Below are 25398 nucleotides of genomic sequence, written 5' to 3' on the forward strand. Positions count from 1 at the left end.
GCGGGTCAGGTCTTCTGGCGGAACTTGCGCACCGCGAGCGGCATGGTGGCCGCCGTGATGGCGACCGACCAGGCCAGGGTCATCCACACCGAGTCGCCCACCGGAGTCCCGTTGATCAGGGCCCGGGCCGCGTCGGCCAGGTTGGACAGCGGGTTGTAGTCCGTGAAGGACTGCAGCCAGCCCGGCATGGTGGTCGGCGGCGCGAAGATCGAGCTGCCGAACTGGAGCGGCATCAGGACGATCATCGCCATGCCCTGGACGGCCTGCGCGGTCTTCAGGGTGAGGCCGAGCAGGATGAAGATCCACATCAGTGAGGCGCCGAAGACGGCGGACAGACCGATGGCCAGGAACAGGTCCAGCACCGACCCCTTGATCGACAGGCCGAGGATGAAGCCCACCGTGAGCAGGATCGCGATGGCGACCATCATCCGGCCGATCTCGACGACGATCTTGGCGAGGAGGACGGAGGACCGGGCGATGGGCATGGACCGGAAGCGGTCCATCACGCCCTTCTTGAAGTCGTCGTTGACGCCGGTGCCGACCGCCATCGAGATGTTCATGCCCATCATGGCCATCAGGCCGGGGATCACGTAGTTGACGTACGCGTCCTGGTTGCCCTTGCCGGAGATCGCACCGCCGAAGACGAACACGAACAGCAGCGTGAAGATGATCGGCATGAACAGGACGTCGAACATCGACTCCGGGTCCTGCTTGATCTGCAGGGCGTTGCGGCGCACCAGCGCGCCGATGTGCCGCAGGTTGGCCCGCAGGCCGATCCGGCCCTCGCCGCCCCCGGCGGCCACCGGGGCCGGACCGGGCGCGGTGGGCGCGGGCTTCGTCGTGGTTACGGTGCTCATGCCGCGACCTCCTCGGTCTTCTCGGTGGGGACGGATTCCGCGACGGCGGTGGGCTTCTGGCCGGTGATGGACAGGAACACCTCGTCGAGGCTGGGCAGGTAGGTGCCGAGGTCGGCGATCGCGTACCCGCGGGCGGCCAGCAGGCCGACCACGGCGGTCAGCTGCTCGTCGCTGAGGATCGGGACCAGCAGCACGCCCTCGTCCGGTACGGCCTGGGTGCCGGCCACGCCGTCCAGTCCGGCCTCGGACAGGGCGCGGGCCATGCCCGGCAGGTCGGCGGAGGCCACCGGGCGGATCCGCAGGGTGCGGCCGCCCACGCGCGCCTTCAGCTCGTCGACCTTGCCGTTGGCGATGACCTTGCCGCGGTCGATCACCGTCAGCTCGCTGGCGAGCTGCTCGGCCTCCTCCATGTACTGGGTGGTGAGCAGCACGGTGGCGCCCTCGGCGACCAGCCGCTGGACCTCGTCCCACACCTCGTTACGGGTGCGCGGGTCGAGACCGGTGGTCGGCTCGTCCAGGTAGAGCACGGCCGGGTTGCCGATCAGCGAGGCGGCGAGGTCGAGCCGGCGCCGCATGCCGCCGGAGTAGTTCATCGCGGCCTTCTTGGCCGCCTCGGTCAGGGAGAACCGCTCCAGCATCTCGTCCGCGCGGCGGCGGGAGTCCTTGCGGGAGAGGTCGAGCAGCCGCCCGATCATGTAGAGGTTCTCCCAGCCGGAGAGCTTCTCGTCGACCGAGGCGTACTGGCCCGTCAGGCCTATGGTGCGGCGCAGCTGCCGGGGCTGGCGGACCACGTCGTAGCCCGCGACGGTCGCGGTCCCGGCGTCGGGGACGATCAGGGTGGAGAGGCAGCGCACCAGCGTGGTCTTGCCGGCCCCGTTGGGTCCGAGGACCCCGAGGACCGTGCCCTCGCGGACGTCCAGGTCGACACCGTCCAGGGCCTTCGTCTCGCCGTAGTGCTTGACCAGCCCCCGTACTTCAACGGCGTTGGGGTTCTTGTCGTTTCGCGTCATGTCCACCATGGGACCACCCGCCACCGACAAAGCACCGACAGCGGACCGACAACCGGCTGACAGCCACCTGACGAAGGAGCGGCGAAGGAGCGGCGAACGCACGGCAGCCCGCCGACGCGGGGTCGACGGGCTGCCGGGGCTTGCGGGCTAGCGAGGCCCAGGGGGCCCGGTTGCCTCAGTGGAAGGCGTGCTCCGCCTGCGGGAAGGTTCCGCCGACCACGTCCTCGGCGAAGGCCTTCGCCGCGTCGCCCATGGTCGCGCGGAGGTTCGCGTACTGCTTGACGAACTTCGGCATCTTCCCGCCGGTCAGGCCCATCATGTCCGTCCACACCAGTACCTGCGCGTCGCACTCCGCGCCCGCGCCGATGCCGACCGTCGGGATGTGCAGGGACCGGGTGACCTCGGCGGCCAGCTCGGCCGGCACCAGCTCCAGCACCACGGCGAAGGCGCCCGCGTCCTGCGCCGCCTTCGCGTCGCGCAGCAGCCGGTGCGCGGCCTCGTCGCCGCGGCCCTGCACCCGGTAGCCCATGGCGTTGACCGACTGCGGGGTCAGGCCCAGGTGGGACATGACGGGGATGCCGGCCTGCACGATCAGCTCGGTCTGGGCCAGCGACCGCTCGCCGCCCTCCAGCTTCACCGCTCCGACCCCGGCCTCCTTCACGAGACGGGTGGCGCTGCGCAGGGCCTGCACGGCGCCTTCCTGGTACGAACCGAACGGCATGTCGCCGATCACCAGCGCACGGCGCGTGCCGCGCACGACGGCCGCCGAAAGCATGGTCATCTGGTCCATCGTCACCGGGACGGTGGAGTCGTAGCCGAGGTGGCAGTTGCCCATCGAGTCGCCCACGAGGATGACCGGGATGCCGGCCTCGTCGAACACGGACGCGGTCATCGCGTCGTAGGCGGTCAGCATGGGCCACTTCTCGCCGCGTTCCTTGGCGAGGGTCAGGTCGCGGACGGTGATGCGCCGGGTGCCGGTGCCTCCGTACAGCGTGGGGGAGGATGCGGGTTCGCGGGCAGGCGAAACGGCATGCGTCATTGCAACTGCTCCTTGTGTCATCTCGAGGCGCCCTCACGGCGTCCCCGGACTCACCCACCATGGTGGCATCCGCGTGGCCGAAGGCGGAAGTGCTGGGGAGCGCGCGCCCCGCCACACGATGCAATGTGCGCGTTTCGTGACAAGCGGAACCCGTGGCGTACGGCCGTTCGTCCTCCCGGACGTACGACCGTGAAGGACGGTCGTGACGTACGGCACGTAAGGCTTCGTCGATCGCCTAGGGTCAAGGGGCGGGGACGGAGCGCGAGCACGGCAGTGAGGGCAGTGGCATGGCACAGGCGTACATGACGGAGTCGGGGAACGGCGGCTCGGACCCCGAGCCCTCCGCGTCCCGCTTCCGACGCCGGCTGGCCGACCTGCGCAAAGACCCCGGAATCTGGCGCCGCGGATGGGTGCTGGCGGGGATCGCCACCCTGATCTCGCTGGTCATGATCTTCCACGCGGACCTTCCCAACGACGTGGGCAACCTCGGCAGCCTCACCGAGACCTTCCTGCCCTGGCTGGGCGTGGCCGTCCCGGCCCTGCTGGCCGGGGCCGTGATCCGCAAGTCCGCGACCGCGCTGATCGCCGTACTGCTGACCGCCGCGGTCTGGGCGAACCTCTTCGGCGGCCTGGTCACCGACAAGTCCGGCTCCGGCGGCAACCTCGTCGTCGCCACCCACAACGTGGACGCCGACAACCCCGACCCGCGCGGCACCGCCGAATCCGTCGCCCGGTCCGGCGCCGACGTCCTGGCCCTGACCGAGCTCAAGGGCAGCGCCGTCCCCGTCTACGAGAAGGCGCTCGCGGCCACGTACAAGTACCACGCGGTCGAGGGCACCGTCGGCCTGTGGAGCAAGTACCCGGTGAGCGCCGGCGCGCCCGTCGACATCAGGATGGGTTGGACCCGCGCCATGCGCGCCACCGTCGACACCCCCCAGGGGAAGGTCGCCGCCTTCGTCGCCCACCTGCCCTCGGTCCGCGTCAAGCTGAACGCCGGCTTCACCGCGAACCAGCGCGACGACAGCGCCGACGCGCTGGGCGCCGCGCTCGCCGCCGAACCGCTGAAGAAGGTCATCCTGCTCGGCGACCTCAACGGCACCATGAACGACCGCGCGCTGTCCGAGGTCACCTCCCAGATGCGCTCCACCCAGGGCGCGGCGGGCGACGGCTTCGGCTTCAGCTGGCCCGCCGAGTTCCCGATGGCCAGGATCGACCAGATCCTGGTCCGCGGGATCCGGCCGGAGGCCTCCTGGACCCTCCCGCGCACGGGCAGCGACCACCTGCCGGTCGCCGCCCGCCTCACCGTCAAGCCGTAGCCGGCGGTAAGGGCCGCTACGCCCGCTCGCGCCAGCCGTTCGTGATGGGCAGCCGGCGGTCCTTGCCGAAGCCCTTCGCGGAGATCTTCGTGCCCGGCGGGTACTGGCGGCGCTTGTACTCCGCCGTGTCCACCATCCGCAGCGTCCTGGCGACCAGCTCCCGGTCGAAGCCGGCCGCGACGATCGCCTCCATGCCCTGGTCCCGGTCCACGTACAGCGCGAGGATCGCGTCGAGCACCGGGTAGTCCGGCAGCGAGTCCGTGTCCACCTGCCCCGGGCGCAGCTCGGCGCTCGGCGGCTTCACGATCGAGTTCTCCGGGATCGGCGGGATCTCGCCGCGCTCGACGGCGGCCCGGTTGCGGTAGTGCGCCAGCCGGAACACGTCCGTCTTGTACACGTCCTTGATCGGGCCGTACGCGCCCACCGAGTCGCCGTACAGGGTGGAGTAGCCGACGGCCAGCTCCGACTTGTTGCCCGGGGCCAGCACGATGTGGCCCTCCTGGTTGGAGACCGCCATCAGCATCGTGCCGCGCAGCCGGGACTGGAGGTTCTCCTCGGCCAGGCCGGTGAGGCCGAGCGATCCCATGTACGCGTCGAACATCGGCTCGATGGGCACGGTCCGCAGGTTCAGGCCCGTTCGCTCGGCCAGATCGGCCGCATCGCCCTTGGAGTGGTCCGAGGAGTACTTCGAGGGCATCGAGATGCCGTACACGTTCTGCGCGCCGATCGCGTCGCAGGCGATGGCGGCGACCAGCGCCGAGTCGATGCCTCCGGAGAGCCCGATCAGGACGGAGCGGAAGCCGTTCTTCCTGACGTACGCGCGCAGGCCCACGACCAGCGCGTCGTAGACCTCCTCGTCGTCGTCGAGCCGGTCGGCGTACCCACCGGGGACGACCGGTTCGTACGGCTCCACGGGCTCCTCGGAGAGGACCACGCGGTCGATCCGCAGCCCGTCGTCCACCACGCCCTCGGGCGCGTCGGCGCGCGCCGCAGGGAGGTCGAGGTCGACCAGGACGCAGCCCTCGGAGAACTGCGGTGCGCGCGCGATGACTTCGCCGGCGGAGTCGACGACGATCGAGTCCCCGTCGAAGACCAGCTCGTCCTGACCGCCGATCATCGCCAGGTAGGCGAGCGTGCAGCCGGCCTCCTGGGCCCGCTTGCGGACCAGTTCCAGGCGCAGGTCGTCCTTGTTGCGCTCGTACGGGGAGGCGTTGATCGAGACCAGCAGCCCGGCCCCGGCGGAGCGCGTGGCCGGGACCCGGCCGCCCTCCTGCCAGAGGTCCTCGCAGATGGCCAGGGCCACGTCGACGCCGTGGACCCGGATCACCGGCTGGGTGTTGCCCGGTACGAAGTACCGGAACTCGTCGAACACGCCGTAGTTGGGGAGGTGGTGCTTGGCGAAGCGCAGGACGACCTGCCCGCGGTGCAGCACGGCGGCCGCGTTCTCGGGGGAGCCGGCCGGGCGGCCGAGCCGGGGCGTGGCCTTCTCGGTGCGGTCGAGGTAGCCGACGACGACCGGCAACTCGCCGAGCCCCTCGGCCGACAGGCGCTGGGCGAGCTCGCGCAGCGCGGTGCGGGAGGCCTCGACGAAGGACCCGCGCAGGGCGAGGTCCTCGACGGGGTAGCCGGTCAGCATCATCTCCGGGAACGCCACGAGGTGGGCGCCCTGCTCGGCGGCGTGCCGGGTCCAGTGGACGACCGAGTCGCAGTTGGCCGCGATGTCGCCGACGTGCGAGTCGATCTGATTCAGAGCGAGGCGTAGTTGAGGCACGGGGCCCAGTCTAATCGTCTTTCTGACGCGATGTCCTGGGCCCCGGCTCTCCCACGGCCCGCGTCAGCCGATCGGGCCGCCGAACTTGGCGGGCGCGAGCAGGGTGGCCGGACTGATGTCCGCACTGATCTTCGTCGTGCCCTCGGGGACCTCGTAGGCGACGACGCCGCTCGCGGAGGCGCCCGGCAGGATGTCGCCCCTGATCATCTTCGGCAGGTCGCCGTCGAAGACGATCTTGCCGGTCATGCCGTTGTCGTCACGGACGTTGGGCATCGCGTAGATGACGTTCAGGGTCTTGTCGGAGTCGTTGGTGATGGTGACGGTCATCTGGACCGCGTTGCCCACCTTCAGGTACTCGCTCTTCGTCACGTACTTCTTCGGCACGCTGATGCTGACCTTGACGCCGCTCGGGTACGTGAACGTCTCGCCGAACGCCAGCGCGCTGGTCATGCCCGGGACCTGGGAGGGCGACGGGGACTTCGAGGGGTACGAGGGCTTCGACGGATACGGGTACGGCGTGGCCGACGGCCACGGGGCGCCGCTGGGGTACGGGCCCAGCTCCATCTGCTCCTCCTCGATCTTCCGGTCGATGCGGTCGACGACGCCGACGGTGAGGAAGAAGCCGACGGCGGAGGCACCGAGCCCCAGCACGCCGAGGACGGTGCCGAGGATGGCCAGCGGCTTGTGCGGCCCGCCCTTGGAGGCGCGGACGAGGGCGCCGATGCCCAGGCCGATGCCGACCACGGCGGTCAGGGCGCCCGCCCAGAAGAGGAAGGGGATGAAGCCGAAGACGATGCCGAAGCCGCCGACGATGAGGGCGGCGATGGCCAGGCCGTTGGTGGCCGCCGGAGCGCCCTGCGGGTAGCCGGGGTACGGGCCCGGGCCGTAGCCGTGGGCGGCGCCGGGCTGGGCCCAGACGTTGCCGGGGGCGCCGGGGGCGCCGTGTGCGCCCGGGACGCCGTAGCCGCCTGCGGGCGGGGCCGGGGCGGCGGGTGCCGGGGTGGGCGGGGCGAACGGCATCGCGACGGTGGCGGGGGACGGGGCGGACGGGGCCGCGGGGGCCGCGGGGGCCGCCGGGGCGGGCGCCAGCGGGACGGTGGCCGGTTCGGTGGGCTCCGCCGCTTCGGGGGCGGTGGGGGAGGGCTGCAGCGGGACGGTCGCCTCTTCCGAGGCCGGGGTGGAGTCCGGGGCCGGGGTCGTGGAGGCCGCCGGGGCCGCCGGGGTCTTCTCCAGCGACAGCGCGGGTGCGGGCGCGGGCGTCGGCTCCGGCTCCGGTTCCGGCGTCGGCTCGGGTTCCGGCGTCGGCTCGGGCTCGGGGGAGGCGGGCTCGGGCGTGGGCTCCGGTATGGAGGCCGTCTCGGGAACGGGCGTGCCCGCGGGCTCCGTCGGCGGACCGGCGGGGGTGCTGGGCGGGTTCGGCGGAGTACTCATACCGGCGGGGTCGTCCTTTTGTCGCAGCAGCTCTGATCACCGCAAGAGTGCCATGCCGGCGCCCCGCCCCCATCCGAATTCCCGTGCGGTTCCGGTCACCGGCCGGAACCGGAACCGCACGGACGGGCCAGGCGTCCGTCAGAGCTGGTAGCCGAGGACCGTCATCATCCCGGACTCCGAGTGGTAGACGTTGTGGCAGTGCATCATCCACAGCCCGGGGTTGTCCGCGTCGAAGTCCGCGGTCAGCCTCTTGCCCGGCAGGAGGATCGCGGTGTCCTTGCGGGCCCCGCCCGCTCCGCCGCCCAGCGCGAACGTGTGCCCGTGCAGGTGTACCGGGTGCCACATCGCCGACTGGTTGCTGAACTCCAGCCGGACCCGCTCGCCCGCCTTCACCGGGTGCCGCTGGTCCGGGGTGTACGGCTTGCCGTCGAAGGCCCAGTTGTACCGGGCCATGGTGCCGGTGAGCCGGATCCGCACCGTACGGTCCGGCTCGCGGGGCGCCAGTACGGCCGGCCCCGCCGCCTTGAGCGCGTCGGCCATCACTGGCCGTACGTCCAGCTCGGCCGGCCGGGTCGCGGCGGTGGGCGCCGTCCCCGACCCGGTGCGCAGCACGGCGAGCGCCGACCGGCCCTTGCCCTCGGCCAGTGCGGTGAGCGGGAACACCCCGTCCTGCGCGGTGACCAGGACGTCGTACCGCTCGCCCATGCCCAGCAGCAGCGAGCTCGCCTTCGCGTGCTCCACCGGGAACCCGTCGGTGTGGGTGACCGTCAGTTCGTGGCCGCCGAGGGCGATCCGGAAGGCGGTGTCCCCGCCGGCGTTGATGATGCGCAGTCGGATCCGGTCGCCGGGGCGGGCGGTGAAGACCGACGGGTCGTCGGCCACGCGGCCGTTGATCAGGTAGTGCGGGTAGACGACGTCCCCCGCGTCCCCGCCGAGGAGTTCGCTGTTGCCGCCCATCATCACGTGGGAGCGCCCGCCGCCGGGTCCGGCCCCACCCCTGCCGGCGGGCGCGGGCGCCTGGCCGTGGGCGTGACCGCCGCCCGCCGCGGTCATGCCCTGGCGGAGCTCTGCGAGGACGGCGTCGGGCGTGGCTCCGTCCACTCCGTCGATCCAGTCGTCGAGGACGACGACCCACTCCTTGTCGTAGGAGAGCGGCTCCTTCGGGTCCTCGACGATGAGCGGGGCGTAGAGGCCGCGGTCCTGCTGGACCCCGGTGTGCGGGTGGAACCAGTACGTGCCCGGGTGCGTGACGGCGAACTTGTACGCGAAGGATCCGCCCGGGGCGATGTCCCGCTGCGTCAGTGCGGGGACCCCGTCCATGTCGTTGCGCAGTGCGATGCCGTGCCAGTGCAGGGAGGTGGCCGCCGGGAGGTTGTTGGCCAGGGTGAGGGCGAGGGTGCCGCCGGCGGTGGCCCGTACCTCCTGGCCCGGCAGCTTGTCCCCGTACGCCCAGGAGCGCACGGTGTGCCCGCCGCCGAGGTCGAGCGGGGTGGCGGTGGCGGTGATCTTGACCTCGGTGAGCGGTCCGGTGGCCTTGCGGGCGGCCTCGGCGGCCTTGACCTCGGGGCCGGCCGGGTCGACGTAGCCAGGCGGGCCGTCGGCGAGGGAACCGCCGTGGTTCATGGAGCCGTGGTCCGCACCGGTGGAACCGGAACCGGAACGGGAAGAGGACCCGGAGCCGGAGCAGGCGGAGAGCAGTCCGGAGCCGAGGACGGCGGCGGACGCGCCGAGGACGGCGCGGCGGGTGGTCGGACGGGTGGGAAGAGAGCGCATGGGGGCACCTCGTGGGTGTGGTGGTACGGGTTCAAGGGCGCGGTCCGGCGCCGCCCCACGGCCGTGCGCACAGGAAGGCGCGCGGGCGTGCGGGCCTGCGGGCACGGGGGCATGGGGGGCGGCGGCGAGGCGGCCTATACCCGCAGAACCGCCAGCCGGGTGAGGAGTTCGCGTGGTGACGACGGGCCCGGGCCACCGGACCGGCCGGGTATGCGGGCCGCGCCCCCGAGCGGCGCGGTGTCGCGGGAGCCGGCCGGTCCGGCGCCGAGGTACAGCAGGACGAGCCCGGTGAGCACGGTGACGCAGACGGACAGGGGGTCCATGCCGGTGCCGGTGCCGGTGCCGACGGCGGCGGTGGGCAGGGGCGCCCCGGCCACCGGTATCGGGTCCTGCGCGTGCACCCGTTCCGCTGTCCGGGTGTGACCGACGGAGGCAACGGAGTGGCCCGCGGGCGCGTCCTCCCCGGCATGGGAGTCAGCCGGATGGCCCAGGGAGTGCATGGTGACGAGGCCCAGCAACAGCGCGGCGAGCAGCAGCAACCGGGCCCCCGGGCCTGCTCGCTCGTCACTGCGCGTCATGCGCGGAACCCTACCCCCGGTGGGTATCCGATCATAGGACCGACCCTGGATCCTCCTAGGATTAGTCACACTATGTCCCCCCATGGTCTCTCTCTGCGGACCGCCTGGCCGGTCGCCGTGCTCATCGGCCTCGCCGGAGCCGCCTACACGGCGTGGGTGCTCGAAGTCGTCCTCTCCACGGGCCTCAACCCCATCGAGACGTACGTCAGCGAGCTCGCCGCCCAGGACCAGCCGCTCGGCGGCCTGTTCCGGGCCACCGACTTCACCGCAGGCCTGCTCGCCTTCGCCGGGGCCCTGACTGCCCTGCTCGGGCTGTTGAGGCACGCCGCGTCCCGCCGCCCCTGGGCGGTCGTCGGCTGGGCCGGGGTCACCCTCTTCGGCGCGGCCACCGCCGCCGACGCCTGGCTGCCGCTGAGCTGCACGCCCACCGCGGACCCCGGGTGCGCGGCCCGGGAGACGGCCGGGCTCGTCCCCGCCACCCATCAGGCGCACGCCATCAGCAGCAGCCTCGCCATGACCGGAGCCCTGACCGGGGTGGTGGCCCTGACCGTGGCCGCGCGCCGCTACGGCTGGTTCGCCCCGCTCGCCCGCTACGGTCCCGCGCTCGTCGTCCTCGAACTGCTCGCCACCGTCTGGACCCTGTCCGCCATCGCGCTGTTCACCGCCGGGCGCGGGACCTGGGCCCTGGGGGCCGGACAGCGGCTCCAGGTGCTGTTCGTCGCGCTCTGGCTGGGCCTGCTCGCGTACTCGGTCCACAAGGAGCGCCTACCGCCCGCCCGCAAAGCGCACCGCAGGTGACCCGCACCGGCCGGTTCGTCCGCGTGGACGGGGCCGCGCTGCACGTCCTCGTCGAGGGCCGGGGCCCCGTGTGCGTGCTCAGCGCCGGGCTGGCGCTGGCCTGGTTCGACTGGGACCCGGTCGCCGCGCTGCTCGTCGCCCGCGGCCGTACCGTCGTCCGCTTCGACCGCCCCGGACACGGGCTCAGCGCTCCGGCCACCGTGCCGCCGACCACCGCCGGGGAGGCCCGCCGGATCGCAGGCCTCCTGGACGCGCTGGGCCTCACCGGCCCCGTCACCGTCGTCGGGCACTCGATCGCCGGGTTCCACGCCGAGGCCTTCGCCCGCCTGTACCCGCAGCGCACCGCCGCCCTGGTGCTGGTCGACTCCAGCGTGGAGGAGACCCCCCGCGCCCTGCTGCCCGCAGGGCCCCGCACCGCGGCCGCCCGCGCGCTCGGCCGGGCCGTGAGCGCCGCGGGCCTGCCGGCCGCGCTGGGGCCCGCGGTGCGCCGGGCGGCCGTACGGGCCTCGCGCACCGGCGGCTCCGACCCGGCCGCGCGTGACCTCGTACGACGCTGCTACGGCACGGGCCGCGTCTGGCGCGGCGCCCTGCTGGAGAACGCCCGCTACCCGGACATGGCGGCCGAGCTGCTCGCGCTGCGCGCCGCGTACCCGCTGGCCGCGCCCGCCACCGTCCTCGCCGCCCACGACGGCTCCCGCGGCCGGCGCGCGCTGCGCTGGCCGGCCCGCCAGGCGGAGCTCGCCGCGCGGCTCGGCGCCCGCTTCGAGGTGGCCGGGCCCGCCGGCCACCTGGTCATGCTGGACCGCCCGGACCAGGTGGCCCGGGCGGTCCTCGCAGCGCGGGAACCGGGTCAGCGCCTGGCGTAGACCTTTTCGACGAAGCCGGCCAGCTGGTCCTCCGACAGGTGCTGGGCCAGGTCGGCCTCGCTGATCATGCCGACCAGCTTCTTGTCCTTGATCACGGGCAGCCGCTTGATCTGGTGGCTCTCCATCTCCTCCAGCACCTCGGAGACGTCCGCGCCCGCGTCGATCCAGCGCGGGGTGCCCTGGGCCATGTCACCGGCGGTGGTCTTCGACGGATCGTGGCCCTTGGCCACGCAGCCCACGACGATGTCGCGGTCGGTCAGGATGCCGCACAGCCGCTCGTCGGCGTCACTGATGGGCAGCGCGCCCACGTTGAGACGGCTCATGAGCTCTGCGGCCCGGTCCAGGGTCTCCGTGGCGGGGATCCACTGGGCCCCTTCGTGCATGATCTCTCCGGCGGTGGTCATTCGTGTTCAACCTCCTGAGCGCCGTTGTGCGGCGGACCCGGACGGACCCGCCTCGGCGCCCTCCTGGCCGCGGCCTGGTCATGCGGCCTGGTCACGGGGCCTGGCCATGGGGCCGTCCGGCGTACGCGCCTCCCCAGGGGGGAGTACACGCCCGTACGGGTGAGAGGGCGCCTCCCACCACCGTACGAGCGTGTCCCGTCACCCGCGCGGCGCGGCCCCGCGCTGCTTGAGCATGTCCGCCATCAGGGTGAGCTCCGAGCGCTGGGCGTCGACCATGCCCTGCGCCAGCGCCCGCTCGACCGGGGTCTCGCACTGCCGCGCGCATCCCTCGGCCATCACGACGCCGCCCTGGTGGTGGTCGGTCATCAGCTGGAGGAAGAGCACCTCCGCGTCCCGGCCCTCGACCGCGCCCAGCCGGGCCAGCTCCTCCTTGGTGGCCATCCCGGGCATCAGCGCGCCGGGCTTGGCCGCGCCGTGGCCCGCGTGCCCGCCGTGGCCGCCCGAGGTGCCCATCCAGGACATGGGCGGCTCGTCGGCCACGACCTTCGGCAGCCCCCACAGGTCCAGCCAGCCGAGCAGCATGCCCCGCTGGTTGGCCTGGGTGTTGGCGATGTCGTAGGCGAGGGTGCGCACGGCCTCGTCCTGGGTGCGGTCGCGGACGATGAAGGACATCTCCACCGCCTGCTGGTGATGCACCGCCATGTCGCGGGCGAAGCCCGCGTCCGGCGAGTGCAGCCCGGGCGTCCGCGGCGCGGCGGGTGCGGCCACGGAGCCGCTGCCGCCGTCGTTCCCGTTGGCGGCGGAGACGGTGGCCGCCGCCGCGAACAGCAGGGCCAGCAGGACGGCCGCGCCGGCGATCCAGTACGTACGCGGGACGCCGGCGCGGGGGAGCGGGCGGCTCACTTGCCGGCCACCCCGCTCGTGCAGGCCGCGCCCGGCTCCGGGGTCTGCTCACCCTGCACGTACTTGGTGAAGAACTGCGCCACCCGGGGATCGTCGGCGCTGTCCACGGTCAGCTGCTTGCCCCACGCGCTGAGCATGATCGAGCCGGTCTGCTCCTTGACCGGGCTCATCAGCGAGTACGGGGTCTTCTCCACCCTCGCGGAGAGCTTGTCGACGTCGGCCTTGGGCGCCTTCTCGTTGTACGTCACCCACACCGCCCCGTGCTCCAGCGAGTGCACGGCGTGCACCTCGGGCACCGGGTTCGCGTAGACGTCGCCGTTGCAGTTCATCCAGCGGGGGTGGTGGTCACCGCCGACCGGCGGGTTCATCTCGTACTTCACCGGCGTCTCGACGTGATTGCGGCCGAACTTCGTCGCGTCCCACAGCTGCTCGCCCTCCACGGGCTTCTTCCGGAGCTCCTGCTGCTCCTTGAACAGCTTCACCGCGGCGTCCTTCTTGCGCTGCTCGGTCTGCTTCTGGTCGATCAGCACCCACGCGCCGAATCCGACGAGGCCGACGACGACGGACGAGGCGACCGTGATCGCGATGGCCTTGTTGCGCCGCTCCCGCACCTGGTCGGCGCGGCGCATCTCGGCTATGCGCGCCTGGCGGGAGTGCGGGTCGGTGTGCTGGGGGGTCCTGCCGGACTTGCTGGCCATGTGCCCTGGTTCCTTCTGCTGAGGGGGGTGGACGGAACGCGAAACCAAACCGGACCGATCAGGTCCGTAGCACCTGGAGGGCATGCAGGTCCGGGGCGCGGGCCGCACGCCCGGGCGGCCGTACCCCTGCGGCCCCGGCGGCCCGCGCGACGGGCGGCGGGTCGCCGCCGGCCACGGTGACGGCGGGCGGCGGCGTGGGCAGCACGCCCGGGGTCACGTGCTCCAGGGACGAGCAGCCGGGCAGGTCGTACGGGGACGCGCAGACGGCGCGGGCGGCGCGGCCTTCCGTGGCGCCGGCGCCGGCCTGCGGGCCGGCCTGCGGGGCGGCCTGCGGGGCGGCGTGCGGCTCGCCGGCCGGGAGGGCGGGACGGGCACAGAGGAACAGCACGCCGATCAGTACCCCGAGCACGGGCACCAGCAGGGCACACCGGAACGCGAGACGTCCACGACGCCCCTGCTGCCCGCGACGCCCCTGCTGCGTGTACCGCTGTTGCGTGTACTCCCGGCCCCCCATGGGCGCAGATGGTAATGCTCATGACGGGACCGAGGTCAGAGCGGGGGTGTCACGACCTTTGCGGGGTGCGTAATGTGGCGGAAACCACCGCTGGCGATACTGGTCCGCCCCCAGCTGTGCGCCGGGCGCCCCTCGGCGGTGGTGCACAGGCCGTCTGAACTGCGAGGATGAAGGCATGGACAAGCAGCAGGAATTCGTCCTCCGGACGCTTGAGGAGCGCGACATCCGCTTCGTGCGCCTGTGGTTCACCGACGTGCTGGGCTTCCTCAAGTCCGTCGCGGTCGCCCCCGCGGAGCTGGAGCAGGCCTTCGACGAGGGCATCGGCTTCGACGGCTCCGCCATCGAGGGCTTCGCGCGGGTCTACGAGTCCGACATGATCGCCCGGCCCGACCCGAGCACCTTCCAGATACTGCCGTGGCGCGCCGAGGCACCCGGGACCGCCCGGATGTTCTGCGACATCCTGATGCCGGATGGCTCCCCGTCCTTTGCGGACCCGCGCTACGTCCTCAAGCGCATCCTCGCCAAGACCTCCGACCTGGGCTTCACCTTCTACACCCACCCGGAGATCGAGTTCTTCCTGCTGAAGGACAAGCCGCTCGACGGCACCCGGCCCACCCCCGCCGACAACTCCGGCTACTTCGACCACACCCCGCAGAACGTCGGCATGGACTTCCGCCGCCAGGCGATCACCATGCTCGAATCGATGGGCATCTCGGTCGAGTTCAGCCACCACGAGGGCGCCCCCGGCCAGCAGGAGATCGACCTGCGCTACGCCGACGCGCTCTCCACGGCCGACAACATCATGACCTTCCGCCTGGTGATGAAGCAGGTCGCCCTGGAACAGGGCGTCCAGGCCACCTTCATGCCGAAGCCCTTCTCCGAGTACCCCGGCTCGGGCATGCACACCCACCTCTCCCTCTTCGAGGGCGACCGCAACGCCTTCTACGAGTCGGGCGCCGAGTACCAGCTCTCCAAGGTCGGCCGCTCCTTCATCGCGGGCCTCCTGCGGCACGCGGCGGAGACCGCGGCGGTCACCAACCAGTGGGTCAACTCCTACAAGCGCATCTGGGGCGGCTCCTCCCGCAGCGCCGGCGCGGGCGGCGAGGCCCCCTCGTACATCTGCTGGGGCCACAACAACCGCTCGGCCCTGATCCGCGTCCCGATGTACAAGCCGGGCAAGACGGGCTCCTCCCGCGTGGAGGTCCGCTCGATCGACTCGGGCGCCAACCCCTACCTCACGTACGCCGTCCTCCTGGCGGCGGGCCTCAAGGGCATCGAGGAGGGCTACGAACTCCCGGCGGGCGCCGACGACGACGTCTGGGCCCTCTCGGACGCCGAACGCCGCGCGATGGGCATCGAACCCCTCCCGCAGAACCTCGGCGAGGCGATCGCCCTGATGGAACGCAGCGAACTGGTCGCCGAAACCCTCGGCGAGCACGTCTTCGACTTCTTCCTGCGCAACAAGAAGCAGGAGTGGGAGGAGTACCGCTCGGAGGTCACCGCCTTCGAACTCCGCAAGAACCTCCCCGTCCTGTAATCGCATTTCAGGACACCTGCCACAGATATGTTGAACTTCGGGCTGAGGGTCGTGGACCGTCAGCCCGAAGCCGTCTTACCCCTCCTGGGCCATCGTGCGCGGAATCGTCGTCCCCTAGAGGCCGCCGACCGCCTTCCGGGCTCGCCCGTCGGCCCCTCCATCAGGTGGGTGTAGACGCGGAGTGTGAACCCAGGGTCTGTGGGCCCGAGGTGCTGAGCGCCTACTCTTCTCCCCGCTGTGCGGCAGGACGGACGCGTAGAAGAGCCGCAGCGCGTGCATCTCGCGCTCTTGCGTGGCCTGGTGGCGCTATCCGTCCGCGGCTGCGGCATGACGCCGACCTGGACGAGCGCCACCTTCTAGACACGGGCGTTGAAGTCAGTCCGGCGCACTGCGCCGCCACCCGAGAGGGAGAACAGCAGCCGCCTTCGTCATGGGGGACTGTCCGGGTGCAACCAGGCAGCATCACGTCCATGGGCGGGAAGTCCTAGCGGTGCTTGCGGAACACGTCAGCCGCGCGGGCAAGCGTCACCTTCCGCTCCTTGCTGCGCTTCGGCGGCGTGGAGACCAGGCTCGATCACCCCAACGAACGGCATGCCATCGAGACCGCGGGCGGGCACAGAGCACGCCACTAAACAGGGCTAGGCCGTGCTCGCCGACGGCTTGTTATCGCTACGGGCATCGATCAAAATCACATCATCCCTGTCACTTAGCCCGAGATCGGAAAGAATTCTTCGAGCTTTCATCTCGTGGGCTTCCGTGTACGAAATGATGACCTTGATCGAGTTTGCGGCGTCATTGGCCTGCTCATAGATCGCCACTTGATGTTCCAGATTTCGCTTCAAGTGGGAGTTGCTGGCGAGCTTGAACTCAATTAGCGTTTTATCGGTAGATCCGCTAGAAATCTTGTAGTCTACGGGGCCGCGTCCGTTATTAACCTCCCTATTGACGTCGAAAGCCGTCCCGTACCAGATAAGACCGAAAAACAGCTGAATCTCGGACTCCTGGCTGAACCCCCGCCCCCTCCTGTTGATCAGCCTGTAGCCGTCCTGGTGCTCGACGTACCGCTTGAAGGCATTTACTCGCGCGAGGCACTCGGCGCGAGAATCGGGGAGTTTTTCATAGAATCGGATTTTGGATTGCAGGTCGGAGATTACGTCATCCAACCCTTCGATGAAGGTGCTGACGAGGTCTTCTACCTTCAGGGCGCTCGAGTTGACCGCAATGTCACCCGAATCTTCCTTGAGTTTAATATAGTAGTCGACCAGCTCGGGGAATTGTCTGATAGTTGCAATTGCGGCCTCGTCAATCTCCTTACGTTTCGGCTTCTTGGAGAGGTGTCTATAGAAGTAGTTGCTCACCTGCTCACGGAGTTGGATATTCGAGACCGCAAGCGGGAGTTCGTGAAAATCCTTCACCAGATCACGCCTGTTAATCCACGTGTCATCGCGGGTGAGGATGTCCTTAGGCGTGAGCAGAATGAAGTCATCGCGCAATCGCGGCAGTACGTACTCCCCGTCCTCCCAAGTCTCTGTTTCGTAATTGAACCGCACTCTCCTCACGCGAAACGGCTTGCGAAGCTCCGGCTCAACGTTATCCAAAGTAAATCTTTGAGTGTAGTCGAGCAGGTATCCCTTGATCAAATTTGTCGTAAAATCGCTAATGGAGTCTCGACCAACGCCTCCTGTGATTAGGCAGATTTTTTCAGGGTGGCTCCCCTCCGTAACAGTCTCATGGCCGAAATTTTGGAACACCTCCGCCAATCCCTGATTGAGAGATCGGGCGAACGAAGCACCCAGCGCGCGGCCGCCATTTCCAAGCACCGTGAAGCCCAGCCAGTTCTGTTTCACCTCCTTGAAGTAGAACCAAGATTCAAGGAGCCCTGGAGCGAGTTTCCCTTCGGTTGATTTGTCTCGAAGGAAAGCCATGTAATTAAGGATTCCCTCGTGGAGGGTCCGATACTCCTCCTTCTCGCTATGGAAAAGGAGGAATGGGTCGATAAATAGTGGAAGGTCGCTGATTAGGCAGATGTCAAGGGCGCCATACTCCTCAATTCTGCCGCGAGTTACCCCAAAATGGTCAGAGAAGAAGACGCCCATCTTACCCCCATAGCTACTGCCTTTTTCGTCCACGCCAAGAGTCTCACAGGGGGGGCGAGCCAGGAGGCATGATTCCGATAGTCGGTTCGGCGGAAAGCAGGCGCTCGTGCCTCCGCCGCCTTCTGGGGAAGAGGGACTCGCGGCTCGACGACGGCATGCAAAGTGCTCAGGTTGATGCTCTGCTCGCCCTGGCCGCGGCTGCGTCATGCCGAGAGAACTCCTCATGGGAATCGTTGATCAACTCTGGTAGCCCCTGCTGGCTCGCTGCCGCCTATACGTGGATGTGAGGAGTCCGAAGGTGATCTCTCAGTCGATTGGCCCGCGCAGATATGCGAGGCGGGCCACCCGGAGCCGTGTGCTGAAGTTGCCGTACGTCGTGGGGGCCAGGCGTGGGACGTCTCTGGGTCGTCGGAGGCGGTCCAGGGAGACTTGCAGGAATAGTGACTGCCCCTCAGATGATCTTGGAGCAGATCCTGCAGGGTCCGCCTGGCGGCTGAGGCGGACATGACTTCCTCCGCAACAAGAGCCAGGAGTGAGAGGAATACCGCTCGCAAGTTGCGGTCTTCTAACCGCGCAAGACCGCCCGGTCTTGTAGGGGCAGGGCATCCGATACTCCGGGCTGGTGGTCGCGGTCCACCGCCGGAGTCGTTCCGTAATGCAAGCGACGGGCGGGACTTCGGCATCGCGCTCGACCGGCCGCCAGCGGCGCACCCGCGCCGGCATCGGGGCGCGTAGGGGGCGCGAGTTGGCGAAACGATACTGCGGCGGGCATTGGAGTGAACTGTCGTTCCCCTGGGTGCTCCCAGGCGTTGGACCGGCCGACGCGCACATCGACCAGCTGCGCGTCGTCGTTCCACAGATCCTTAGGGGAGTCATGCGTATTCGTTCTGCTGTCACCGCGTCCGTCCTGGCCGCCGGCATCCTGCTGGGCGGGGCCGGTGCGGCTCTCGCCAACGACGGGGTCGACATCGACTACTTCTCCGGCGGTCGCGCGGGCTTCTCGTCGAAGTGCTCCACGCTCGCCGCGGTGCCCGCCACCAAGCCCGGCTACACGGGCCCGACCTACACCTCCCACTGCCTCACGGACGGCGAGCTGGAGTGGGCGAAGGGCCACCACCTGGGCGCCTGATCCGGCAGCCTGTGCCGCGGGGGCGGACCGACGACGACGTCGCTCCGCCCCCGCGGCGTACCGGGACCAGGGAGGGCGGAGCCACCGGGCCTCGGGCAGTACCTTGCCCGGTCGGCCCGGATCCGCCTCAGCCCGCTGCGGACATGAATTCCTCGTGCCGCAGACGAGCCGTCTTGAGTAGCAGGGTCTGTAGCCGCTTGCGGTTGCGGCCCCGCGTTTTCAGAGCGTGGCAGTTGGGGCAGAGAGCGATCATCGTTTCCGGGGTGTCGGCTCCACCGCGGGCCAGGGGATTGACGTGGTCCACTTCGAGTATGGGGGCACCCGCGTCGGTACGTTCCTCGGGATGTCCCGGGCAATCACGGTTCTCGCACTTGTCCTGGCTACGGATCATTACCGCCTCGCGAGCTGTCACAGAGCGGTAGTAGCGCTCCACTTCCACGAGCCGGGAGCGACGTGTTCGACGGTCTGCCGTGCGGCGTGCCGCTGCGGTGAGCCGACGGTAGCGTTCGCGGCTACTGGAGACGTCCGACGAACCACCACGGGGAGGAATGCCGGCGGTGTCGTCGTGGACGGTCCCGTCGTCCTCTGCGAGGGCATCGAGCACCTCTGCCGGCCAGGTGTCACGCAGCGGTGAAGGGACAGGTGCGAGGACCCACACGAACTCGCGGCGCGCCAAGCCGTCCGTGCCGATACCCCAGCGCTGCCTCACCTGCACAATGACGACCCAGGACTCGAAGGACCACTGGCCTCCGTCGGGTTTGTGCCAATAGCGCAGCGCCCGCTGTTGCTGTTGATAGGCCTCCATGGAGCGGTTGCCGGAGACCATCCGCTGATGCCCGGTGAGGCCGTCCCCCGTATACCCGATCCAACCGATCTCGTTGATCGGGGCGTCCTGGTACGGTCCCTCGTCGTCGGAGTACACGCTCAGGATGCGGTCTCGGAGCGGCGTGATGCCCATGACCCGGTTGCCGCCGTAGACGTCCGAGATGGCATTCCTATTGGGGAAGGATTCGCCCACCCGGGGGCGGAGGGCTTCGCCCATGCGCTCCGCGAGGAGGTCTGCAAGGCCCAGGTCGTCGAGGAGGCCCGCCGGAGGGGGATTGAAGAAGGTCGACACGACATGGCTGGCCACGCGGGCAGCGATCTCGGGCTCGGCCGAGAGGAGCTCGTACGCGCTCTGCGGGAGCCCCGCAACGGGATCCACGGAGTTGAGTGCACTGAGCGTCGGCCGACGACCGTTGCTGGTGAGCGTCAGGGCTTCGACGTCGGCAAGCTCCCACAGGTCGGACGTTTTCAGGTGCCAGAACGGATAGAGGACTTGATCCGCGGTGGGCGGCACGTCCAGGTAGGTGGTCATCAGAGGGCCTACGGTGTCGCGGACCGTAGACCAACGGTGCTCACGGACCTCTCCCTGCACCGCCTTGCCGATGGCCCACAACAACAGGAACGGCCTGTGGAGGGCGCGCCCCTCGATTCGATTCGCCGGCGTCAACGATCCGACGAGTCCCATCAGTTCTGCTTCGACTGCCGACATCAGCACCTTCCTCGTGGACGACCCGCTACCCATCTCAGCACAGGGCTCTGACATCGCCGCCCCGGCGGCGTACCCGCCGCGCAGCTGAGGGCTGTGGGGTGTCAGTGGACCGCGCGGTGCCAGGTGGGACGGGTGCGGGTGGCGGGGGTGGTGGAGGTGTGGAGTTCGGCGTCCAGGCCCAGGACCGCCGTGGTGGTGGTGCCCGTGGCTTCGAGGACGGCCGCGGGGGCGCCCGCGAAGAGCATGCGGGACTCCGTCCACGCGGGCGGGCCGCCGAGGCCCGTGGTGCTGATGGTGCCGCTGTCCGCGCGGCCCGCCACCACGCGGCCCGCGGCGCCCACCGCGCCGTAGCCGGCCCGGCCGCCCGCCTCGGCGATGCTGGAGACCTGGGGCTTGGCGGCGGGGCCCGCCGTGACCAGGGCCGTGCGGACGACGCCCGAGTCCGGGCGGCGGAAGTAGAGGCGGACGCCCGCGCCGTCCGGGGAGGCCGAGAGCGGGACCGTCGTGGCGGGCAGGCCCGTCAAGGCCGGTCCCGTCAGCGGGGCGCCCGGGCGGGGCTGGATCCAGGCCAGGACCGACTCGGTCGTCGTGGCGTACACGTGGCGCCGCCCCGCGGCGTCGACGGCCGTCACCGGGTCGCTCTGCAGGTCGTCGCCGCCAAGGCGCTGCCACGGTGAGAAGGCGCCGTCCGGCTGCTGGACGGTGGCGCGCAGGGTGCGGCGGGAGTCGCGGAGGTAGACGGTGAGGCGGCCGTCCGCGTCCACGGCCGCCGCGGGTGCGCTGATCGCGGAGGTGCCGTCCTCGTCGGACGTCTCGGGGGTGCCCAGTGACTGCCACGGGCCGAAGGGGCCGTCGGGCGCGGACTGGACGGCGTACACGACCTCGCGCCGGTAGTCGGAGGGGGCGGGGCCGAAGGCCGTACGGGTGGCCAGGACGGCGACGCGGCCGTCCGGGAGGCGGACGGTGCCGGCGCCCGGGTCGATGCCCGTGCCCGGCAGGAGGGTCGGGCCCGCCCAGGCGCCGCCGGGGGCCCTCGTCCAGTACGCGCCCTGGCCGTCGAGCGTGGCGAACGCCCAGAGGCGGCCCGGGGTTCCCTCCGTCAGCCAGGACGTGTGGTCGGCGCGGGTGTAGCGCAGCGACTGGGCCCAGTTGCGCCCGGTCGGGTTGCCCGCCACCTTGCGGTCGCCGCAGCCGGAGGGGGATCCGCAGTAGTCCTGGTGGTCGTGCCACGCGTAGGTCCGCAGGAAGCCGGTCTTGGTCTCGGCCGTCTGCGGGTCCAGCGCGTGCGGGAGGGTGCTGTTGTGGTAGCCGAGGTAGTTCTGGACCGAGAACCGCGGCCGGTCCTTGACCTGGCCGGCGTAGACGGCGGTGGCGGCCTGGACGAAGCGCGCGCCGTACATGTGGTCCTGGTGGTCGGTGTAGCGGCCGTTCTCGCCGTAGCGGCCCGGCGTCGGGTCCTGCATCCGTATCGTCGTCGGCCGGTACCGCTCCAGGACCCCGGCTATCGCCTGTATCAGCTGGTCCTTCGTGTACGTGAACGGCTGCTTGACCGGGGTGCCGGAGGTCAGCTGGGACTCCAGCGCGGGTATGCGGCCGTTCCACAGGCCGCGCAGGCTCTCGGGGGTGTCCCCGGCGGTGCTGCGGGCCTCGCGCAGCATCAGCCACACCAGGTTGACCTGCGGTTTCGCTATGAGGACGTCGAGCTCGGCCCGGCCGCCGCCCGCGGTGGATATCACCGTGCGCTTCCACGCGCTGGTGCGGTCCCCGGTGGCCATCTGGGCGTAGGCGGAGCGTATGCCGTTCTGCCGGGCCTCCGCGTAGTGGGTGCGGTCGGCGGGCTGTTCGGGGTCTTGGGCGGCGCCGCCGCGGGCCTCGTTGCGGCCGTCGGACTCGCCGGAGGTCAGGTACGCGGTGGTGACCTGGGTGCCGGACAGCAGGGAGCGGCTGAGGTCCGGGTTCATGAAGAAGAGGTCGTCGTCGGGGTGCGCGACGACCTGGACGACCGTCCCGGCGGTGACGCTCGCGGGGAGGACGACCGACGGGTTCTCCTGAGTGCCGTCGGCCGAGGTCTGCTGGCCGGAGGCCACGGAGAGCACGCCGGTGGCGCCGGCTGTCAGCACGGTGAGCAGAGCCGCGAAGCGGCGGCGGGTCACGGGCATCGGGGCACGCCTTGGTTCGTTCCGGGCGGGAAATCCGCTGAGCAGTCAGAGAGAGGCCAAAACGCGGCACTTGGTTCACCGCTTTCGCCGATGACTGCGCTTTTTCCCGCCCGGGCCGATCGCCTCGGCCTGCCGCTACGGAGCCCCGTTGCGCGGCCCCACCGGCTGCCACGGCGCCAGGTGGGCGTCCGGGGCGTCCGCCGAAGACGTCACGTACAGGCGGGCGTCGAGCCCCACCACGGCCAGGCTGACCATGTTCCTGCCGGTCATCGTGGAGGACGGGGCGCCGACGAACATCAGCGGCGACCTCTCCCACGGCCGGCCCGACCCGACCTCCGACCCCAGCTGCCCGCCCGCCGCCCGGCCCGCCAGTACGTGCCCGCTCGCCGTCACCGAGCCGAAGCCGCTGAGCCCGCCCAGGTCGGTCAGGTTGTTCACCTTCAGGCCGCCGTCGCCCGTCACCAGGGCGGTACGGACGTTGCCCGAGCCGGGCTTGCGGAACCACAGCCGTACCCCGCCCTCGCGCCCCTGCGCGGTCAGCGGGAGCGTGGTGTCCGGCAGCCCGGTGGCCGTGACCGGCCCGAGCGGGGCGCCCGGCTTCGGCTGCGCCCAGCCCAGCACCGTCTTGGACGTCGCGCAGAACACCATGCGCCGCCCGGCGCCGTCGGTCGCGGTGGCCGGGGCGCCGTGCAGGTCGGCGCCGCCGTGCTTCTCCCACGGCCCCCAGCTGCCGTCCGCCTGCTGCACCCGGCCGCGCAGGGAGCCCGCGCCGTCGCGCACGTACGCCGCCAAGTGCCCGGCGCCGTCGACGGAGACGGCCGGCGCGCTGATGTCGGAGGTCCACGTCTCGTCCGTGGTCTCGGGGGTGCCGAGCGACTGCCACTCCCCGAACTCCGCCGCCCCCGGGCCCTTCTGGACGGCGTAGACGACCTCGCGCTTGTAGTCGGCCGGCCTGGCTCCGAAGGAGGTGCGGGTGCCGAAGGCGGCGATCCGGCCGTCCGTCAGGGTGACGGTGGTCACGCCCGGGTCCACTCCGGTGCCGGCCAGCAGGTCCGGCCCGCTCCACGGACCGACCAGACCCCGCCGGTGCCAGACGGCGACCTGCCCGTCGAGCACCTTGAAGGCCCACAGGCCGTGTTCCCGGTCGGAGGTGAGCCACGAGGTGCTGTTGCCGCGGGCGTAGTTGATGGCGTCCGACCAGCGGTTGCCCGCGGGGTGGTCGGCCACCTTGAGGTCCCCGCAGCCGGCGTCGCTGCCGCAGTGGTTCTGCCGGTCCAGCCAGGCGTAGGTGTCCAGGATGTCGAGCTTCTCCTTGGCCTCGTCCGGGTCCAGGGCGCTGGGGAGGTAGCCGTTGAAGTAGCCGAGGTAGTTCTGGAGCGCGAAGTGCGGCCGATCCCGGACGTCCTTCGCGTAGGCGGCGGTGGCCATCTGCACGAAGCGGGCGCCGTAGAAGTGGTCCTGGTGGTCGGTGTACCGCTTGGTGTCGGCGAACCGGCCGGGGGTCGGGTCCTGGGAGCGGACGGTCGTCGGCTTGTACTGCTCCAGGACGCCGACCAGGGTCTGGACGACCTGGTCCTTCGTGTACGCGTACCTCTGCTTGACCGGGGTCCCCGAGGAGAGCATCGACTCCAGACGGGAGACCTTGCCGTCCCACAGCCCGTGCAGGCTGTCGGGGACGTCGGCGTAGACGTTGCCCGCCTCGCGGAGCTGCAGCCAGACGAGGTTGACCTGGGGCTTGGCGAGGAGGACGTCGACCTCGGCCTGGCCGCCGCCCTTCGTCGGGACGGCGGTGCGCTTCCAGGGGCTGCTGCGGTCGCCGGTGGCCATCTTGGCGTAGGCGGCGCGGATGCCGTTCTGGCGGGCCTCGGCGTAGGCGGGCTTGTTGGGTGGGGTCGTGGTCTCCTTGGCGGCGCCGGCGTTGATGCCGTCGGCTTCGCCGGAGGTGAGGTAGACCGAGGTCACCGGGTGGCCGGTGGATATGGAGTAGCGCAGGTCCGGATTCATGAAGTAGAGATCGTCATCGGGGTGCGCGACGATCTGGAGCACCCGGCCCGGGTCGGGTGCGTCGGCGGGGGCCGCGGGGGCGACGGCCCTGCTGTCGGGGACGGCGGGACCGCCGAGGCGGCCGAGGGCCTCACTGCCCCGGAGCATGAGCATGCTGGCGGCGACCACGGCCGCGCAGAAGGTCACGGCTTTGACGAGTCCGGCCCGGCGCAGGCGGGGGGCGCGCGGGGTGGTGGTTGGCTGGTGGGGGACGTCGGTGGTCCTGCCGGTGCCGGTGCCGGTGCCGGTGCCGTTGCCGTTGCCCTTGCGGTTGCCGCCGGCCCGGCGGCGTCCGCGTCGGCCGCCGGCGCGCGGGGCGTTGCCGCCACCGCCGTTGCGCTCGGCCTCGCGGGCGAGCCGCGCGGCCTTGCGTCCGCCGGTGGGGAGTTGGGGCTCGGGGGCGCGGTCCCGGTCGGCCGACGGATCGTACGGGGTCGACGGGTCGTACGGGAGCCCGGCTGCGGCCGGGGTGGACGGCCGGGCTTCAGTAGCCCGCGCAGCGGGGTCGGCTGACGCCACGTCGTAACCGGCGGGGGTGAACGGGCCCTGCACGTACGGAGCTTGCGGGTACGGCCCCTGCGCGGCCCAGGCTCCGGCCGCGGGGTCGGGCCGGGGAGCGGTGTGGTCGTGCGGCAAGGGGTGGGGGCCCGGGGCCTGTTCGGCCGAGAAGTCGTGCGGGGCCGACGGGCCCTGGGGGTACGGCCCCTGGGGGTATGGCCCCTGCGCGGCCCAGCCCCCGGCCTGGTCGGCCCGGACGCCCCAGCCCTGGTCGGCGTCGGCGGCCCAGCCCCCCGACTCCTGCCAAGAGGGGCCGGAGCGGGGGTGTCCGTCGGGCATGGGGGTGGGCTCCTCGTGGCCGGTCGGCGGGGAGTGGGCCCCATCACGCGATAAGTATTCGGATAATCCGATAATCCACGTCATGGTACGTGCCTGTGGACAGGG

The 25398-nt window shown here is 70.9% G+C and carries 20 protein-coding genes; 5 read left to right on the forward strand and 15 right to left on the reverse strand.

What is annotated here, in order from left to right:
• Positions 1-5 precede the first annotated feature (5 nt).
• The 3 genes from ACF059_RS17965 to panB form a co-directional block, all read right to left on the reverse strand.
• The gene (locus tag ACF059_RS17965) at positions 6-857 is read right to left on the reverse strand and encodes an ABC transporter permease (RefSeq protein WP_361949771.1); all 852 of its coding nucleotides are present in this window, start codon (positions 855-857) and stop codon (positions 6-8) included.
• The gene (locus ACF059_RS17970) at positions 854-1876 is read right to left on the reverse strand and encodes an ATP-binding cassette domain-containing protein (protein WP_392057875.1); all 1023 of its coding nucleotides are present in this window, start codon (positions 1874-1876) and stop codon (positions 854-856) included. The genes ACF059_RS17965 and ACF059_RS17970 overlap by 4 nt, the downstream gene beginning before the upstream one ends.
• A 166-nt stretch (positions 1877-2042) precedes the next feature.
• Positions 2043-2906, reverse strand: a complete 864-nt coding sequence (gene panB, locus ACF059_RS17975; RefSeq protein ID WP_392057878.1) for a 3-methyl-2-oxobutanoate hydroxymethyltransferase — start codon at positions 2904-2906, stop codon at positions 2043-2045.
• Positions 2907-3193: 287 nt separating this feature from the next.
• Between panB and ACF059_RS17980 the strand changes: the two genes are divergently transcribed.
• A complete protein-coding gene (locus ACF059_RS17980; RefSeq protein WP_392057881.1) occupies positions 3194-4222 on the forward strand; it encodes an endonuclease/exonuclease/phosphatase family protein in 1029 nt (342 codons plus the stop codon).
• Between the two features lie 16 nt (positions 4223-4238).
• Here ACF059_RS17980 and ACF059_RS17985 read toward each other — a convergent pair whose 3' ends face one another.
• The 4 genes from ACF059_RS17985 to ACF059_RS18000 form a co-directional block, all read right to left on the reverse strand.
• Positions 4239-5993 carry an NAD+ synthase gene (locus ACF059_RS17985; protein WP_392057884.1) on the reverse strand — a complete coding sequence of 585 codons (1755 nt, stop codon included), beginning with the start codon at positions 5991-5993 and terminating at the stop codon, positions 4239-4241.
• A gap of 63 nt (positions 5994-6056) precedes the next feature.
• Positions 6057-7424, reverse strand: a complete 1368-nt coding sequence (locus tag ACF059_RS17990; RefSeq protein WP_392057887.1) for a DUF4190 domain-containing protein — start codon at positions 7422-7424, stop codon at positions 6057-6059.
• A gap of 138 nt (positions 7425-7562) precedes the next feature.
• On the reverse strand, positions 7563-9197 hold the full coding sequence (locus ACF059_RS17995) for a multicopper oxidase family protein (protein ID WP_392057890.1): 1635 nt from the start codon (positions 9195-9197) through the stop codon (positions 7563-7565).
• A 134-nt stretch (positions 9198-9331) separates the two neighbouring features.
• On the reverse strand, positions 9332-9775 hold the full coding sequence (locus ACF059_RS18000) for a hypothetical protein (protein WP_392057893.1): 444 nt from the start codon (positions 9773-9775) through the stop codon (positions 9332-9334).
• Positions 9776-9847: 72 nt separating this feature from the next.
• Between ACF059_RS18000 and ACF059_RS18005 the strand changes: the two genes are divergently transcribed.
• Both ACF059_RS18005 and ACF059_RS18010 read left to right on the forward strand, forming a co-directional pair.
• Complete coding sequence (locus ACF059_RS18005) at positions 9848-10573, forward strand: DUF998 domain-containing protein (RefSeq protein ID WP_392057896.1); 726 nt, start codon at positions 9848-9850, stop codon at positions 10571-10573.
• Positions 10570-11439 (forward strand): alpha/beta fold hydrolase, encoded by an 870-nt coding sequence (locus tag ACF059_RS18010; RefSeq protein ID WP_392057898.1) that lies wholly within the window; start codon positions 10570-10572, stop codon positions 11437-11439. Before ACF059_RS18005 ends, ACF059_RS18010 begins: the two co-directional genes overlap by 4 nt.
• Here ACF059_RS18010 and ACF059_RS18015 read toward each other — a convergent pair.
• The 4 genes from ACF059_RS18015 to ACF059_RS18030 form a co-directional block, all read right to left on the reverse strand.
• On the reverse strand, positions 11424-11843 hold the full coding sequence (locus tag ACF059_RS18015) for a CBS domain-containing protein (RefSeq protein WP_360897922.1): 420 nt from the start codon (positions 11841-11843) through the stop codon (positions 11424-11426). The genes ACF059_RS18010 and ACF059_RS18015 overlap by 16 nt on opposite strands.
• Before the next feature lie 198 nt (positions 11844-12041).
• Positions 12042-12746 (reverse strand): DUF305 domain-containing protein, encoded by a 705-nt coding sequence (locus ACF059_RS18020; RefSeq protein ID WP_392057900.1) that lies wholly within the window; start codon positions 12744-12746, stop codon positions 12042-12044.
• Positions 12743-13375 carry a DUF3105 domain-containing protein gene (locus ACF059_RS18025; RefSeq protein WP_392058160.1) on the reverse strand — a complete coding sequence of 211 codons (633 nt, stop codon included), beginning with the start codon at positions 13373-13375 and terminating at the stop codon, positions 12743-12745. Before ACF059_RS18025 ends, ACF059_RS18020 begins: the two co-directional genes overlap by 4 nt.
• 127 nt (positions 13376-13502) lie before the next feature.
• The gene (locus ACF059_RS18030) at positions 13503-13853 is read right to left on the reverse strand and encodes a hypothetical protein (protein WP_392057903.1); all 351 of its coding nucleotides are present in this window, start codon (positions 13851-13853) and stop codon (positions 13503-13505) included.
• A gap of 280 nt (positions 13854-14133) precedes the next feature.
• Between ACF059_RS18030 and ACF059_RS18035 the strand changes: the two genes are divergently transcribed.
• On the forward strand, positions 14134-15495 hold the full coding sequence (locus ACF059_RS18035; protein WP_360897930.1) for a glutamine synthetase family protein: 1362 nt from the start codon (positions 14134-14136) through the stop codon (positions 15493-15495).
• Between the two features lie 638 nt (positions 15496-16133).
• Here ACF059_RS18035 and ACF059_RS18040 read toward each other — a convergent pair.
• Positions 16134-17624 (reverse strand): hypothetical protein, encoded by a 1491-nt coding sequence (locus ACF059_RS18040; RefSeq protein WP_392057906.1) that lies wholly within the window; start codon positions 17622-17624, stop codon positions 16134-16136.
• Between the two features lie 841 nt (positions 17625-18465).
• Between ACF059_RS18040 and ACF059_RS18045 the strand changes: the two genes are divergently transcribed.
• Positions 18466-18720, forward strand: a complete 255-nt coding sequence (locus ACF059_RS18045; protein WP_392057909.1) for a hypothetical protein — start codon at positions 18466-18468, stop codon at positions 18718-18720.
• Between the two features lie 127 nt (positions 18721-18847).
• On the opposite strand, the gene ACF059_RS18050 is transcribed toward ACF059_RS18045, so the two are convergent.
• The 3 genes from ACF059_RS18050 to ACF059_RS18060 form a co-directional block, all read right to left on the reverse strand.
• Positions 18848-20254, reverse strand: coding sequence for an HNH endonuclease (locus ACF059_RS18050; protein ID WP_392057912.1), 1407 nt, complete (start codon positions 20252-20254; stop codon positions 18848-18850).
• 101 nt (positions 20255-20355) lie between these two features.
• On the reverse strand, positions 20356-22413 hold the full coding sequence (locus tag ACF059_RS18055; protein ID WP_392057914.1) for a PIG-L family deacetylase: 2058 nt from the start codon (positions 22411-22413) through the stop codon (positions 20356-20358).
• A gap of 135 nt (positions 22414-22548) precedes the next feature.
• A complete protein-coding gene (locus ACF059_RS18060) occupies positions 22549-25293 on the reverse strand; it encodes a PIG-L family deacetylase (protein ID WP_392057917.1) in 2745 nt (914 codons plus the stop codon).
• Between the last annotated feature and the right edge of the window lie 105 nt (positions 25294-25398).

Source organism: Streptomyces sp. NPDC016562, assembly GCF_043076955.1.
Lineage (GTDB): Bacteria > Actinomycetota > Actinomycetes > Streptomycetales > Streptomycetaceae > Streptomyces.